A 14,958-nucleotide genomic window follows, 5' to 3' on the forward strand; every position below is an offset into this window, starting at 1 on the left:
GCCATGACCGCCACCCCGCGCGCCCATATCGCCATGTTCTCCATCGCCGCCCACGGCCATGTGAACCCGCACCTCGACGTGATCCGGGAGCTGGTCGACCGCGGCCATCGGGTCAGCTTCGCCATCCCGGCCTCCTTCGCCGAGCAGGTCGCCGCCACCGGCGCCCGGCCCGTCCCGTACACCTCCACGCTCCCGACCGACGACGACCCCGACGCCTGGGGTACCGAACTCGTCGACAACCTGGAGCCGTTCCTCGCCGACGCCATCCAGGCGCTGCCGCAGCTCGCCGACGCCTTCGAGGGCGACCGGCCGGACCTCGTGCTGCATGACACCGCCTGCGCCGCCGCCCCCGTCCTCGCCCACCGCTGGGGCGTGCCCGCCCTCTCCCTCTGGCCGCACATGGCCCCCTGGGAGGGGTACGAGGAGGAGATCGGCGACCCGATGTACGCCGAGCTGAAGCAGAGCGAGCGCGGCAAGGCGTACTACGAGCGCTACCAGGGCTGGCTCGCGGAGAACGGCATCGAGACCGACCCGGCCCGGTTCATCGGGCGCCCCCGCAAGGCGGTCGTCCTCATCCCCCGGGCGCTCCAGCCGAACGCCGACCGGGTGGACCGTGCCGTCTACCGCTTCGTCGGCGCCTGCCAGGGCGAGCGGGCCGACCAGGGCACCTGGCAGCGGCCCGACGGCGCCGAGAAGGTGCTGCTGGTCTCGCTCGGCTCCGCGTTCACCAAGCAGCCCGCCTTCTACCGCGCCTGTGTCGAGGCGTTCGGCGACCTGCCCGGCTGGCATGTGGTGCTCCAGATCGGCAAGCACGTCGACCCCGCCGAACTGGGCGCCGTACCCGGCAACATCGAGGTGCGCACCTGGGTGCCCCAGCTCGCCGTGCTGCGCCAGGCCGACGCCTTCATCACCCACGCGGGCATGGGCGGCAGCCAGGAGGGCCTGGCCACCGGCACCCCCATGGTCGCGGTCCCGCAGGCCGCCGACCAGTTCGGCAACGCCGACACGCTGATCTCCCTCGGGGTGGCCCGCCGCCTCGACACCGAGCAGGCCACCGCCGAGGCGCTGCGTACCGCGGTGCTGGAGCTGGTCGCCGACCCCGAGGTCGCCCGCCGCGCCGAGGCCATCCGCCGGGAGACCGCCGAGGAGGGCGGCACCCCGCGCGCGGCCGACCTGGTGGAGGCCGAACTGCCCCGGCCCTGAGCGTACGTGGGCGCCGGCCCGCCGACAGGCGCACTTGATGGAGACGCGTCAATCGAGCAGGGTGTGGGGCGGCGCCCCGCCCGGGGCCGCCCGGCGGCCGCCGCGCCGTCCCCCATGGGGCACGGCGGCCGCCCACTACGGTGGCGCCCATGACCACCAGATACGCCCTGCTGCTGCGCGGTATCAACGTCGGCGGCCACAAGAAGCTCCCCATGGCCGACCTGCGCACCCTGCTGACCACGCTCGGCCACACCGAGGTGTCCACCTACCTCCAGAGCGGCAACGCCGTCTTCACCTCCGCCTCCGCCGAGGGGGAGGACGCCCTCGCCACCCGGATCGAGGAGGCCGTCGTGGAGCGGTTCGGCTTCCGCGCCGACTGCCTGGTGCGCTCCGCCCCCTACCTCCGTGCCATCGCCGACGACTGCCCCTTCCCGGCCGCCGAACTGGAGCCCCGCCAGCTCCATGTCACCTACTTCTCCGACCCGGTCGCCCCGGCGCGCTTCGCCGCCCTGGACACCGCCGCCTTCGCCCCCGAGGACTTCCGCCTCGGCGACCGCGCCCTCTACCTCTACGCCCCCGACGGCCTCGGGCGCTCCAAGCTCGCCGAAGCCCTCGCCCGCCCCGCCCTCCTCAAGGGCCTCACCGCCACCACCCGCAACTGGAACACGGTCGTCAAGCTGGCGGAGTTGACCGGCTGACCGGGGGAGGGTGAGCCGGCCGGGCGGTAGGGGCTTGCCCGGGGTGGGCGAGGAAGATCATCATGGCGGGTGTGAACCGCTTTCGCGCACCCGACGGAACCCTGCTCGCCTGCCACGGCACCGGCACCGGTGAGCCGCTGATCTGCCTGCCCGGGGGGCCCATGCGGGCGTCGGCGTATCTGGGGGACCTGGGCGGGCTGGACCGGCATCGGCGGTTGGTGCGACTGGACTTGAGGGGGACGGGGGAGTCGGCGGTGCCGGGCGACCCCGGCTCGTACCGCTGCGATCGGCAGGTGGACGACGTGGAGGCGCTGAGGGTCGCCCTGGGGCTGGAGCGGGTGGACCTGCTGGCGCACTCGGCGGGCGGGGACCTGGCGCTGGCCTATGCCGCCCGGTACCCGGAGCGGGTGCGGGCGCTGGTGCTGGTCACCGCCCGGGCGCGGGTGCTGGGTGTGGACTTCACCGTCCGGGACAGGGGCGAGGCGGCCGATCTGCGAAAGGGGGAGCCCTGGTACGCGGAGGGGCGGGAGGCGTACGACCGGATCTGGGCGGGGCAGGCGAGCGAGGAGGACTTCGACGCCGCCATGCCGTTCTTCTACGGCCGCTGGGACGCGGCCGCGCGGGCGCACGCGGCCGGGGATGTCGAGGAGAGCAACGAGGAGGCCGCGGCGGGGTATGCCGCGTCGGGGGCCTTCGATCCGGAGGCGGGACGCGCCGCCCTCGGGGCGCTGGACGCGCCCGTTCTGGTGCTGGCCGGGGAGTGGGACAGCGGGCCCCGGCCTGAGGTCGCCCGGGAGATCGCCGCGCTGCTGCCGCACGGCACGGCGGTGGTGCAGCCGGGCGGCGGGCACTACCCGTGGCTGGACGACCCGGAGTGGTTCAGCCGGACGGTCGCTGCTTTTCTGGACGCGGCGTAGAACGGCGTCTTCTCAACGGCGGAGGCGGAGGCGGAGGACGTAGGCCGCGGTCAAGGCGACGGCGCGGTCCTCGTCCTGGGAGAGCTCGGTTAGGGCGTGGGACGCGGCGGCTCCGGGGATGTCCGCGAGGGACTGGGCCAGTCGGCGGCGGGCGGTGGGGTCGGGGCTGCCCTGGGTGAGGCGGTCGACCAGGGCCGTGGCGATGGCGTCGGTCGCCGCGGGGCCGGTGGCGAGGGCGCTCAAGGCGTCGGCCGCGTCGGTGTCGTTGCGGCCCTCCACGATGAGGTCGATCAGGGCCGGGACCGCGTCGGCCACCCCGCGGGCCCCGAGCGCCAGGGCCGCGTGGGCGCGGACGACGGGGTCGGGGTGGGGGAGGGCGGTGCGGAGCAGGGCGGTCGAGGTGTCGTCGGGGAGTTCGGCGAGGGCCTGGACGGCGCGCCGGCGTACCTCGGGCGAGGGGGAGCCGAGGCCTTGGGCCAGGAGCGCGGGGGCGGGCTCGCCGGAGTGGGCCAGGGCCCAGCGCAGGGCGCCGGCGACGACCGGGTCCGACTCGGTCAGGATGGCCTCTACCAGGGCCTCCGGCGGGATGGGGGTGTCCTTCGCCGAGGACAGGGCCGCATGCTGCCGGGCGTTCGCGCTCTTCGAACCGAGCGCCTGGAGGAGGGCGATGGTGTGGAGGACGTCCTCCCAGTCGGAAGGTTCCGCGGCATTGATCCGGGTCAGCCGGGTGAGCAGGTCTGTCTGCGCGGCGATGCGCTCACGGGTCTGGTGGATGAGGTCGGTGACCAGTTGGCTGGGGGCGAAGGCCGGGTCGTCCAGGGCGCGTTGGACATCGCGCAGGGACAGGCCGAGGGAGCGCAGGCTCTCGATGTGGAAGATCCGCCGGATGTCCTCGTCGGTGTACTCGCGGTAGCCGGCGCCGGTACGGCCCGTGGGCCGCAACAGGCCCAGCGACTCGTAGTGCCGGAGCATACGGGCGCTGACCCCGGAGCGCTGGGCGACCTCGCCGATCAGCACCGTCTACCGCCCCTCCCGGTCGGCGCCGCCGAGGGCCACCATGCGCTTGGCCTCCTCGATCGCGGACGCGAACCCGGCGTCCGGATCGTGCCACAGCCGCTCGGTGGCGAGCGCGTGGGAGCGGATTTCGGGGTCGGGGTCGGCCGCCGCGCCGCTCAGGACCGGCAGCACCACCTCGCCGAGGGCGATCAGGGCCCGGCTGAGGCTCAGTCGCGTCTCGTGGCGCCCGCGGCCCAGCTGGGATGTGAGGGAGGTGGCCAGGCGGTGCTTCTCGTCTTCGGGGACGAGGACGATGGCCGCCCGCCAGGCGGACCGGGCCACTTCGTCGTCGGGGTCGGCGAGCAGGTCGGGGGTGATCGCCGGCCAGGCTCGGGGGTCGCCGATCTTGGAGAGGGTGTGCAGGGCCTGGCTCCGGGCCTGGGCGCAGTTCGAGCGGACCTCGGTGAGGAGCGGCGGGAGGGTCAGCGCCGCCGGGTGGCGGGTGAGCGCCCAGGTCAGCATCTCCCGTACGGAGAAGTCCGGTTCGATGGCGCACCGCTCGATCAGCGCCCCCACCGCCTCCGGGGCCGGGGCGGTGCCGACGGCGAGCGCCGCCCGCAGTCGTACCGATGTGTCCTCGTGGGCCAGCCCCCGGAGAGTGCGCGCCGTCTGGTCGTCCTTGTCCACCATGGTCATATGACCACCTCCTTGACGGCAGTGAAGGCCTTGCCACCGTGTCAAGGTCAAGTGGCGGCAGACAGACTTACGCGGCCACCAGGATGCCCGCGCCGGCGCGGGCCTCGTCGTAGCGGGTGAGGAGGAGCCGGGCCACTTCGGGGGCCGGGCCGAGGACGTCGGCGAGGAGGTCGGCGTCGGCCGCGCCGGCCGCTATCCGGTCCGGGAGGCGGCCCGGCGCCAGGACGTAGGGGGCGACGGCCACCCGGGAGACCCCGGTCTCACGCAGCGCGCGTACCGCGTCCTCGGTGCGGGGAGGGGATGCGGAGGCGAACGCGGGCCGCACAGCGCACCAACCGGTACGCCGCAGCTCCCGCGCCACATCTGCGATCACCGCGATCGCCTCCGGGTCGGTGGAGCCCGCCGAGGCCAGCACGACCCCGGTCGAGCGCTTGTCGGCGGGGGTCAGCCCCGCCTCGTACAGCCGCCGCTCCAGCGCCTCCACCAGGAGGGGGGAGGGACCGAGGACCGGCGCCTGGCGGATGCGCAGGGCGGGCGGGGCCTGGCGCAGTACGGTGGGCACGTCGGACTTGGCGTGGAAGGCGCGGGTGAGCAGCAGGGGGAGCGCCACCACATCCCGTACCCCCTCGGCGGCCAGCCGCTCCAGCACGGCGCCCACCGAGGGGACGTTGAAGTCCAGGAACGCCGTCTCGGTGCGCAGGCCGGGGCGCAGCGCGGTGGCCCGGTCCACCAGGGCGCGGACCGTCGCGGCGTGCCGCGGGTCGCGGCTGCCGTGCGCGATGACCAGCAGCACGGGGGAGCCGGACGGAGGGGAGAAGGGGTTCATGGGGACCACTCAGCTCTTGACCAGGAGGCCGCGGGAGCGGAGTACGGCGCGCTCCAGCGGGCTGAAGATCAGCAGGTCGATGGCGACACCGACCACCAGGATCAGGATGATGGCCAGGAAGATGCCCGGCATGTCGATGTTGTTGCGGCCGTTCTCCAGCAGCTGGCCCAGGCCCAGGCCCAGGTCGGGGGAGGAGGCGATGATCTCCGCCGCCATCAGCGAGCGCCAGGAGAACGCCCAGCCCTGCTTCAGCCCGGCCAGATAGCCCGGGAGGGCGGCGGGCATGATGACGAAGCGGGCGCCGCGCAGGCCGGTGGCGCCGAGGGTGCGGCCGGCGCGGAGGAACAGCGGGGGCACCTGGTCGATGCCCGCGACCAGCCCGTTGGCGATCGACGGCACCGCGCCCAGCAGGATCACCGCGAACATCATCGAGTCGTTGAGGCCCAGCCAGAGGACGGCCGGGGGCACCCAGGCCACCGAGGGCAGCGACTGGAGCCCGGAGAGGATCGGGCCGATCGCGGCCCGCACCACCCGCACCCGGGCCACCAGCAGCCCCAGCGGGGTGCCGATCGCCAGCGCCATCAGAAAGCCCAGCAGGGCCCGGGACACACTGGTCCACAGGACCTCCAGCAGGGTGCCCTCCAGCCACATCTTCTGCAGGCTGTCCCAGACCGCGGCCGGCGGCGGCAGCTTGTACGCGTCGGTGACCTGCGCCGACACCAGCAGCTGCCACACCGCCAGGACCAGCGCCACCGCCACCACCGGCGGCAGCACCTTGCGCAGCAGCACCTCGCGCACCGGGACGCGGGTGACCTGCACCGCGTCCAGCGCGTCCAGGCCCGCCTCCAGACCGGCCAGGTCGTCGCGCTTGTCCGTGCCGCTCGTCTTGGTGGCGGTCTTCGTCTCAGTGCCGGCCATGGCGGCGGATCTCCCCACGCAGTTCTTCGGTGATCTCGACGGACAGCTCGGCCACGTCCGCGTCCTCGATACGGCGCGGCTGCTCGATGTCCACGGTCCACTCCCGGGCGATCCGCCCGGGCCGGGAGGAGAGCAGCACCACCCGCTGGGCGAGCCGCACCGCCTCCCGGACGTTGTGGGTGACGAACAGCACCGAGACGCTGGTCTCCCGCCAGATGCGGGTCAGCTCGTCATGCAGCACGTCCCGGGTGATGGCGTCCAGCGCCGCGAACGGCTCGTCCATCAGCAGCAGTTCGCTGTCCTGGGCCAGTGCCCGGGCCAGCGCCACGCGCTGCCGCATACCGCCGGACAGCTCATGCACCCGCTTGCCGTACGAGCCGCCGAGGCGCACCAGCTCCAGCAGCCGCTCGGCCTCCGGGCGGCGGGCGGAGCGCTCCACCCCGCGCAGCCGCAGCGCCAGTTCGATGTTCTTGCCGGCCGTCAGCCAGGGGAACAGCGCGTGCTCCTGGAACATCAGCGCCGGCCGGCCGCCGGGGGTGTCGATCGCCCCGGCGCTGGGCTTGTCCAGCCCGGCGACCAGGTTGAGCAGGGTGGACTTGCCGCAGCCCGACGCCCCCAGGAGGGTGACGAACTCGCCCGGGGCGACATCCAGGGAGATGTCGTCCAGCACGAGCTGCCGTCCCGCCGGGGTGGCGAAGGACTTGGACACATGCTGGAGCCGGGCGGCGTGCGACGCGGTGTCCGCGGCACGGTCCTCGGCCTTGGTGAGCGTGGTGGCCATGGTCGTCACCTCCTGAGAGAGTCCTGGGAACGCGGGTGTCGTTACTCGGCGCCGAGACCGGCGTCGGCGACCTCGGGCTTGCCCTCGGCCTTGAGGATCTTGTTCAGCGGCTTCAGGTCGTAGATGCCCTTGAGCTCCGGCTTCTCCAGCAGCCCGGCGTTCACCGCGTGGTCCGCCTGCGCCTGCAGGGTGGCGGCCAGCGGGTCGTCGGTGAACTGGATGGACGGCCAGGCGCCATCGATGACCTCGGCGCCGAGCGGCTTGCCGGACAGCTCCTTCAGCCTGGCGTTCGCGGACGCCTTCGCCTTGTCCTGGTGGGCGTTGATCCAGGCGTTGGTCTTCACCGAGCCGCGCAGCACCGCCTCCACCACGTCCGGGTGCTCCGTGAGGAACTTCTGCGACACGATGATGTTGGTGATCACGAACTTCTTGTCCGGCCAGATGTCGGACTCGTTCAGCAGCTCCTTGGCGCCCTCGCTGACCAGCTTGGAGGCGGTCGGCTCGGGCACCCAGGCGCCGTCGATGGAGCCGGACTTGTACGCGTCGGGGGTCACCTTGTTGTCGGTGCGGACCACCGAGACGTCGCCCTTGCCGCTCTGCGCGTCGACCTTCCAGCCCTGCTCGGAGGCCCAGTGCAGAAATGCCACGTCCTGGGTGTTGCCGAGCTGCGGGGTCGCGATCCGCTTGCCCTTGACGTCCTTCAGGGACTTGATCTTGTCCGGGTTGACCACCAGCTTGACGCCGCCGGACGCCGAACCGGAGATGATGCGGAGGTTCTTGCCGCCGGACTTGGTGTAGCCGTTGATGGACGGCGAGGGGCCGATGAAGCCGATGTCGATGGAGCCGGCGTTGAGCGCCTCGATCTCCGAGGGTCCGGCGTTGAACGGGACCGTCTTCAGCTGGGTGCCGCCCAGCTCCTTCTGGAAGATGCCCTCCTGGTCGCCGACCAGCGCGGTGGCGTGCGTCAGGTTGGGGAAGTGGCCCAGCCGCACCGTGTCGGCGGAGAGCTTCTCGCCCTTCGCGGACACCTTCTTGGTGTCGTCGGCGGCCTCGGAGCCGTAGCCGCAGGACGCGAGGGCCCCGATCAGCAGGGGCAGGGCGACCGCGGCGGCGGCGCCGCGGCGCAGGGTGGTGGTGCGGACGGAAGCAGGCACGGGAGGTCTTCTCTCTCGTTGGCCCGGGGCTCACGTACTCCGATGGTCCGGAAGGGTGGTGGCCGGGTGGTCGATGGGTCTTCGTCGTGGGGGAGGCACGGCTGCGTGGGGGGCGTGGGCGCGCGAGCGGTGCGCGTACGTCATCGCGCACATCGCGCCACCCCGCCCTGCCCGCTGCCGAGTCGGCCGCTGCCCACCCGGCCGCCCTCCTTGGCGAAGGAGGCGTAGACGTCGGTCATGGAGTTCCGTTCCAGTGAGGGAGATACATCGTCAGGGGCGTCAGAAGTCCCAGCCGTCGTCAGCCTCGGGGGCCTCGGCCGGCTCACCGGCGGGGGCCGCCGCGAAGGCGTCGCCGGCCATGCCCGCCGAGAGCGTGGTGCCGTCGGCCGGGTCGATCAGCAGGAACGATCCGGTACGGCGGGAGTCGGCGTAGGCGTCGAGCGGCAGCGGCTCGGCGGTGCGCACCACCACCCGGCCGATGTCGTTGGCGGCCAGGGTGCCCGGCGAGGGGTGCTGGGAGAGGTCGTCCAGGGTCAGCCGGGACGGGATCTCCTTGACGATGGCCTTGACCGTGCGGGTGGTGTGCTTCAGCAGCACCCGCCGGCCGACGGTGAGCGGCTGGTCGGCCACATGGCAGACGGTCGCCACCACGTCCTGGGTGGTGGCCGGGGCCGCCGCGGTCGGGGCGATCAGATCCCCGCGCGAGATGTCGATGTCGTCGGCGAGGCGCAGGGTGACCGACTGCGGGGCCCAGGCGATGTCCACCGGCTGGCCGAGCGCGTCGATCCCCTCGATCACCGAGGTCTTCCCGGAGGGCAGGACGGTGACCGGCTCGCCGACCCGCAGGGCGCCGGAGGCGATCTGGCCCGCGTAGCCGCGGTAGTCGGGGTGCTCGGCGCTCTGCGGGCGGATCACATACTGGACCGGGAAGCGGGCCGGGCAGCCGGTGAGGTCATGGCTGACCGGGACGGTCTCCAGGTGCTCCAGCACGGTGGGGCCGCCGTACCAGTCCATATGGGCCGAGGGCTCCACCACGTTGTCGCCGGCCAGCGCCGAGATCGGGATGGCGGTGACCTCCGGGACGCCCAGCGCGGTGGCGTACGCGGTGAACTCCTCGGCGATCCGGGCGAAGACGGGCTCGGCGTAGTCGGCCAGGTCCATCTTGTTGACCGCGAGGACGACATGCGGGACGCGCAGCAGGGCGGCGATGGCGGCGTGCCGCCGGGTCTGCTCCACCACCCCGTTGCGGGCGTCGACCAGCACGACGGCCAGCTCGGCGGTGGAGGCGCCGGTGACCATGTTGCGGGTGTACTGCACATGGCCGGGGGTGTCGGCGAGGATGAACCGCCGCCGGGGCGTGGCGAAGTAGCGGTACGCCACATCGATGGTGATGCCCTGCTCGCGCTCGGCGCGCAGCCCGTCGGTGAGCAGCGCCAGGTCGGGCGCCTCCTGGCCGCGGCCCAGCGAGACCCGCTCGACCGCTTCCAGCTGGTCGGTGAGCACGGACTTGGAGTCGTGCAGCAGACGGCCCACCAGGGTGGACTTGCCGTCGTCCACGGAACCGGCGGTGGCGAAGCGCAGCAGGGTGGTGGCCGATATCCCGGCCAGCCCGGCGGAGGCGTCGGTGGGGGTGCTGGTCATGGCTAGAAGTACCCTTCGCGCTTGCGGTCTTCCATCGCGGCCTCGGAGAGCTTGTCGTCGGCGCGGGTGGCGCCCCGCTCGGTGAGCCGGGAGGCGGCGATCTCGGCGATCACCGCGTCGAGCGTGGTGGCGTCGGAGTCGACGGCCCCGGTGCAGGACATGTCGCCGACCGTGCGGTAGCGGATCAGCCGGGTCTGCACCGGTTCGCTCTCCTTGGGCCCGCCCCACTCGCCGGCGGTCAGCCACATACCGGCGCGGGCGAACACCTCGCGCTCATGGGCGAAGTAGATCTCCGGCAGCTCGATGCCCTCGCGCTGGATGTACTGCCAGACGTCCAGCTCGGTCCAGTTGGAGAGCGGGAAGACCCGGACGTGCTCGCCGGGGGCGTGCCGCCCGTTGTAGAGGTTCCACAGCTCGGGGCGCTGGCGGCGCGGGTCCCACTGGGAGAACTCGTCGCGCAGGGAGAAGACGCGCTCCTTGGCGCGGGCCTTCTCCTCGTCGCGGCGGCCGCCGCCGAAGACCGCGTCGAAGCGGTGGGTGCGGATGGCCTCGGTCAGCGGTACGGTCTGCAGCGGGTTGCGGGTGCCGTCGGGACGCTCGCGCAGTTCACCGCGGTCGATGTACTCCTGTACGGAGGCCACATGGAGCCGCAGCCCGTGCCGGGCCACCGTGCGGTCGCGGTAGTCGATGACCTCGGGGAAGTTGTGCCCGGTGTCCACATGGAGCAGGGCGAAGGGCACCGGCGCGGGGGCGAAGGCCTTCAGCGCCAGATGCAGCATCACGATGGAGTCCTTGCCGCCGGAGAACAGGATCACCGGCCGCTCGAACTCGCCCGCCACCTCGCGGAAGATGTGCACCGCCTCGGACTCCAGGGCGTCCAGGTGCGACAGCGCGAACGGGCTGTCGGCCCCGCCGGTTCCACCCTGGGTGGTGGTCTCGGTGGTCATGCCAGTCCCCTCTCGCTCAGCAGCGCGTACACGGCCTCGGCCGACTCGGCGACGGTCTGGTGCTGCGACTCGATCCGCAGGTCGGGCCGCTCGGGCTCCTCGTACGGGTCGTCCACCCCGGTCAGCCCGGAGATCTCGCCCGCCGCCTGCTTGGCGTACAGCCCCTTGACGTCCCGCTCCGAGCAGACCTCCACCGGGGTGGCGATATGCACCTCCAGATACGGGGTGCCCTCGGCGCCGTGGCGCTTGCGGACCGCCTCGCGGCTGTCGGCGTACGGGGCGATCACCGGCACCAGGACATGCACCCCGTGCGAGGCCAGCAGCTCGGCGACGAAGCCGATCCGCTGGACGTTGGTGTGCCGGTCCTCGCGGGAGAAGCCGAGGCCCGCCGAGAGGAACTCCCGGATCTCGTCGCCGTCCAGCACCTCCACCCGGCGCCCCTCGGCGCGCAGCCGGGCGGCCAGCTCATGGGCGATGGTGGTCTTGCCGGCGCTCGGCAGACCCGTGAGCCAGACGGTGGCTCCGGTCACGTCGTACTCCTGGGTGGCTCGGGGGACTTGGGCGTTCGGGTGTGGCGACTGCTGGAGGCGCGCGGTCAGAGGTGCAGGCCGCACTCGGTCTTGGTCCGGCCCGCCCAGCGGCCGGCCCGGGCGTCCTCGCCCTCCAGGACCCGGCGGGTGCAGGGGGCGCAGCCCACCGAGGCGTAGCCGTCCATCAGCAGCGGGTTGGTCATCACCCCGTGCTCACTGACATAGGCGTCCACATCGGCCTGCGTCCAGCGGGCGATCGGGGCCACCTTCACCTTGCGGCGGCGGGGGTCCCAGCCGACCACCGGGGTGTTGGCCCGGGTCGGCGACTCGTCGCGGCGCAGCCCGGTCGCCCAGGCGTCGTAGCCGGAGAGGCCCCGCTCCAGCGGCTCGACCTTCCGCAGCGCGCAGCACAGGTCGGGGTTCCGCTCGTGCAGCCGCGGGCCGTGCTCGGCGTCCTGCTCGGCGACGGTGCGCCGCGGGGTCAGCGTGATGACGTTGACGTCCATCACGGCGTCCACCGCGTCCCGGGTGCCGATGGTCTCCTCGAAGTGGTAGCCGGTGTCCAGGAAGACCACGTCCACCCCGGGCATCGCCCGGGAGGCCAGATGGGAGACGACCGCGTCCTCCATGGAGGAGGTCACACAGAACCGCGGGCCGAAGGTCTCGGCCGCCCAGGTGAGCACCTCCAGCGCCGGAGCCTCCTCCAGCTCCCGGCCCGCCCGCTCGGCGAGCCGGGAGAGCTCCTCTTCGGTGCGTACCGCGGTCATGCCCCCTCCTCGCCTCGGTGTCCCTGGTCATCGGCTGCGTCCGGCTGTCCGGTCCCGCCGCGGGTCAGCCCCCGGGTCAGCAGACCCAGGAACTTCAGCCGGAAGGCGCGGTTGCAGGAGGCGCACTCCCAGGCGCCGTGCCCCTCCTCGCTGGGCCGCAGGTCCTCGTCGCCGCAGTACGGGCAGTAGAACGGCGCCGCGCGCTCACTCATCGCCCCGCCCTCCGGCCGCCGGTACGGCGGGTCATGACAGCTCCTCCTCGGAGGCCCGGGCCGCCCAGACGGCGAACCGCTCGCCGTCCTCGCGCCCCTTCTGGAAGCGGCGCAGCACCCGCTCGACGTAGTCCGGCAGTTCGGCGGAGGTGACCTTCAGCCCGCGGACCTTGCGGCCGAAGCCGGCCTCCAGTCCGAGCGCGCCGCCCAGATGGACCTGGTAGCCCTCCACCTGGTTTCCGTGCTCGTCCATGACCAGCTGGCCCTTGAGACCGATGTCCGCCACCTGGATACGGGCGCAGGCGTTGGGGCAGCCGTTGATGTTGATGGTGATCGGCTCGTCGAACTCCGGGATGCGGCGCTCCAGTTCGTCGATGAGCGAGGCGCCGCGGGCCTTGGTCTCCACGATCGCCAGCTTGCAGAACTCGATCCCGGTGCAGGCCATGGTGCCGCGCCGGAACGAGGAGGGCCGGACGGTGAGGTCCAGCGACTCCAGCGCCGAGGCCAGCGAGTCGACCTGGTCCTGCTCGACGTCCAGCACGAGCATCTTCTGCTCGACGGTGGTGCGCAGCCGGCCCGAGCCGTGCGCCTCGGCCACCTCGGCGATCTTGGTGAGCGTGGCGCCGTCGACGCGGCCGACCCGCGGGGCGAAGCCCACGTAGTAGCGGCCGTCCTGCTGCCGGTGCACCCCGACATGGTCGCGCCAGCGCTGGACGGGCTGCTCGGGGGCGGGGCCGTCGAGCAGCGGGCGCTTGAGGTACTCGTCTTCCAGCACCGTGCGGAACTTCTCCGCGCCCCAGTCGGCGACCAGGAACTTCAGCCGGGCGCGGTTGCGCAGCCGGCGGTAGCCGTAGTCGCGGAAGATCGAGATGACGCCCTCGTAGACGTCGGGCACCTCGTCCAGCGGCACCCAGGCGCCCAGCCGCACCCCGATCTTGGGGTTGGTGGAGAGCCCGCCGCCGACCCAGAGGTCGAAGCCGGGGCCGTGCTCGGGGTGCTCGACCCCGACGAAGGCGATGTCGTTGATCTCGTGCGCCACATCGAGCAGCGGGGAGCCGGAGATCGCCGACTTGAACTTGCGGGGCAGGTTGGAGAAGTCCGGGTTGCCCACGATCCGGCGGTAGATCTCGTCGATGGCGGGGGAGCCGTCGATGATCTCGTCCTCGGCGATCCCGGCGACCGGGGAGCCGAGCACCACCCGCGGGGTGTCACCGCAGGCCTCGGTGGTCGACAGGCCGACCTCCTCCAGGCGGCGCCAGATCTCCGGCATGTCCTCGATCCGGATCCAGTGGTACTGGATGTTCTGCCGGTCGGTGATGTCGGCGGTGCCGCGCGCGAACTCCTCGGAGATCTCACCGATCACCCGGAGCTGGGCGGTGGTCAGCCGGCCGCCGTCGATCCGGACCCGGAGCATGAAGAACTCGTCGTCCAGCTCCTCCGGCTCCAGGATCGCGGTCTTGCCGCCGTCGATCCCGGGCTTGCGCTGGGTGTACAGCCCCCACCAGCGCATCCGGCCGCGGAGGTCGTTGGGGTCGATGGAGGAGAAACCGGCCTGGGAATAGATCGTCTCAATACGTGTCCGTACATTGAGACCGTCGTCGTCCTTCTTGAACTGCTCGTTGCCGTTGAGGGGCGTGAAGTGGCCAACGGCCCACTGGCCTTCGCCGCGGTGGCGTCCGGCCTTGCGGCGGGCCGTGGCGGAAGCGGGCTTCTCTGGGGTGGCGGCCATGGCGATACGTCCTTCGGGACTGCAGGAGGGCGGCTCTGACCTGCACACGCGCACGCGGGACGGCGTGAGGGCGCGGCGGTGCGCTGGGGGTGCAGAAGGATTGCGGAACGCGGTGGTGCTAGGGAGTTCAGCTCACCGGACAGATGGCGCTGGACATGCGGCCGAGGTCGACATGGCGTCGACTCGTCAAGGCGGTTCCAGCGGTAGGCATGACGGAAGCGTGGCATGGGACTTTGGACCCAGTCCACCATCGTCCACGATCTGGACATCATCGTCTCATTATGAGGACGGCGTGGTCTGGGTCACAGCCTGGGTCACTCGGCGGCGCGCCCGCCCGCGCGTCGGTGAGGGGAGGGGGGAAGGGGTCAGCCGGCCGGCCAGAGGGCGGGGTCGGGGCGCTCGGGCTCCTGCTCCACGGTGGTGTCGAAGAGCCGGAAGCCCCGCCGCTGGTAGTTGGCCATGGCGTGCTCACCGTCCAGCGAGCAGGTGTGCAGCCACACCCGCTTCACCGGCGCCCGGCCCGGCCAGCGCTCCGCCAGGTCCCAGGCCCGCGCGGTGCCGTACGACAGCAGATACCCGCCGATCCGCCGGCCCCGGAACTGCGGCAGCAGCCCGAAGTAGACGATCTCCACCGCGCCGTCGTCCCGCGCGGCCAGCTCCACGTACCCGGCCGGGGTGCCGCGCTCGTACGCCACCCAGGTCTCGGTCCCCGGACGCTCCACCAGCTCCCGCCACCGCTCGCGGCTCAGTGGCAGCCGGTCGGTCCATTGGAGGTCCCCGCCGACCGCCGCGTACAGATACCGGCTGAACTCGGGCGAGGGCACCTCGGCCCGGACGACGGTGACGCCCTCGGGCGGTCCGGCCGCCGGGCGCAGGTCGTCGGGGGAGGTCTGCTCCAGGGACCAGGTGGTGACGGTGAGGCTCATACCGACAAGCGAACCAC

General features: G+C 72.6%; 17 protein-coding genes. 3 read left to right on the plus strand and 14 right to left on the minus strand.

Annotated elements, in window-relative coordinates; genetic code table 11:
* Nucleotides 1-3: 3 nt before the first annotated feature.
* From mgt to ABZ945_RS26435, 3 genes are all read left to right on the plus strand, one after another.
* Nucleotides 4-1,203, plus strand: coding sequence for a macrolide-inactivating glycosyltransferase (gene mgt / locus ABZ945_RS26425; RefSeq protein WP_361274239.1), 1,200 nt, complete (start codon nt 4-6; stop codon nt 1,201-1,203).
* 149 nt (nt 1,204-1,352) lie between these two features.
* Nucleotides 1,353-1,901 (plus strand): DUF1697 domain-containing protein, encoded by a 549-nt coding sequence (locus tag ABZ945_RS26430; protein WP_361274242.1) that lies wholly within the window; start codon nt 1,353-1,355, stop codon nt 1,899-1,901.
* Nucleotides 1,902-1,972: 71 nt separating this feature from the next.
* On the plus strand, nt 1,973-2,818 hold the full coding sequence (locus ABZ945_RS26435; RefSeq protein WP_361274327.1) for an alpha/beta hydrolase: 846 nt from the start codon (nt 1,973-1,975) through the stop codon (nt 2,816-2,818).
* Between the two features lie 12 nt (nt 2,819-2,830).
* Here the strand turns inward: ABZ945_RS26435 and ABZ945_RS26440 are convergent, their stop codons facing one another.
* The 14 genes from ABZ945_RS26440 to ABZ945_RS26505 form a co-directional block, all read right to left on the minus strand.
* A complete protein-coding gene (locus ABZ945_RS26440; RefSeq protein ID WP_361274244.1) occupies nt 2,831-3,835 on the minus strand; it encodes a HEAT repeat domain-containing protein in 1,005 nt (334 codons plus the stop codon).
* 3 nt (nt 3,836-3,838) lie between these two features.
* The gene (locus tag ABZ945_RS26445; RefSeq protein WP_361274247.1) at nt 3,839-4,510 is read right to left on the minus strand and encodes a HEAT repeat domain-containing protein; all 672 of its coding nucleotides are present in this window, start codon (nt 4,508-4,510) and stop codon (nt 3,839-3,841) included.
* Nucleotides 4,511-4,577: 67 nt separating this feature from the next.
* Entirely contained in the window at nt 4,578-5,336 is a 759-nt protein-coding gene (locus ABZ945_RS26450; RefSeq protein ID WP_361274250.1) for a sirohydrochlorin chelatase, read from the minus strand.
* Nucleotides 5,337-5,345: 9 nt separating this feature from the next.
* A complete protein-coding gene (locus ABZ945_RS26455; RefSeq protein WP_361274252.1) occupies nt 5,346-6,254 on the minus strand; it encodes an ABC transporter permease in 909 nt (302 codons plus the stop codon).
* Entirely contained in the window at nt 6,241-7,035 is a 795-nt protein-coding gene (locus ABZ945_RS26460) for an ABC transporter ATP-binding protein (protein ID WP_361274255.1), read from the minus strand. Before ABZ945_RS26460 ends, ABZ945_RS26455 begins: the two co-directional genes overlap by 14 nt.
* Before the next feature lie 41 nt (nt 7,036-7,076).
* A complete protein-coding gene (locus ABZ945_RS26465) occupies nt 7,077-8,189 on the minus strand; it encodes an aliphatic sulfonate ABC transporter substrate-binding protein (RefSeq protein ID WP_361274258.1) in 1,113 nt (370 codons plus the stop codon).
* A 279-nt stretch (nt 8,190-8,468) separates the two neighbouring features.
* Nucleotides 8,469-9,830 carry a GTP-binding protein gene (locus ABZ945_RS26470; protein WP_361274261.1) on the minus strand — a complete coding sequence of 454 codons (1,362 nt, stop codon included), beginning with the start codon at nt 9,828-9,830 and terminating at the stop codon, nt 8,469-8,471.
* A 2-nt stretch (nt 9,831-9,832) separates the two neighbouring features.
* A complete protein-coding gene (cysD, locus tag ABZ945_RS26475) occupies nt 9,833-10,777 on the minus strand; it encodes a sulfate adenylyltransferase subunit CysD (RefSeq protein WP_361274264.1) in 945 nt (314 codons plus the stop codon).
* A complete protein-coding gene (gene cysC / locus ABZ945_RS26480) occupies nt 10,774-11,307 on the minus strand; it encodes an adenylyl-sulfate kinase (protein WP_361274267.1) in 534 nt (177 codons plus the stop codon). Before cysC ends, cysD begins: the two co-directional genes overlap by 4 nt.
* Before the next feature lie 65 nt (nt 11,308-11,372).
* Nucleotides 11,373-12,074 carry a phosphoadenylyl-sulfate reductase gene (locus ABZ945_RS26485; RefSeq protein WP_361274269.1) on the minus strand — a complete coding sequence of 234 codons (702 nt, stop codon included), beginning with the start codon at nt 12,072-12,074 and terminating at the stop codon, nt 11,373-11,375.
* Nucleotides 12,071-12,286 carry a hypothetical protein gene (locus tag ABZ945_RS26490; protein ID WP_361274272.1) on the minus strand — a complete coding sequence of 72 codons (216 nt, stop codon included), beginning with the start codon at nt 12,284-12,286 and terminating at the stop codon, nt 12,071-12,073. Before ABZ945_RS26490 ends, ABZ945_RS26485 begins: the two co-directional genes overlap by 4 nt.
* 31 nt (nt 12,287-12,317) lie before the next feature.
* The gene (locus ABZ945_RS26495) at nt 12,318-14,015 is read right to left on the minus strand and encodes a nitrite/sulfite reductase (RefSeq protein ID WP_361274275.1); all 1,698 of its coding nucleotides are present in this window, start codon (nt 14,013-14,015) and stop codon (nt 12,318-12,320) included.
* Nucleotides 14,016-14,142: 127 nt separating this feature from the next.
* Entirely contained in the window at nt 14,143-14,226 is an 84-nt protein-coding gene (locus ABZ945_RS26500; protein WP_361274330.1) for a putative leader peptide, read from the minus strand.
* Nucleotides 14,227-14,380: 154 nt separating this feature from the next.
* Nucleotides 14,381-14,941, minus strand: a complete 561-nt coding sequence (locus tag ABZ945_RS26505; RefSeq protein WP_361274278.1) for a GNAT family N-acetyltransferase — start codon at nt 14,939-14,941, stop codon at nt 14,381-14,383.
* Between the last annotated feature and the right edge of the window lie 17 nt (nt 14,942-14,958).

It is taken from the genome of Streptomyces sp. NPDC046887, assembly GCF_040644755.1.
Taxonomy (GTDB): Bacteria; Actinomycetota; Actinomycetes; order Streptomycetales; family Streptomycetaceae; genus Streptomyces; species Streptomyces lichenis.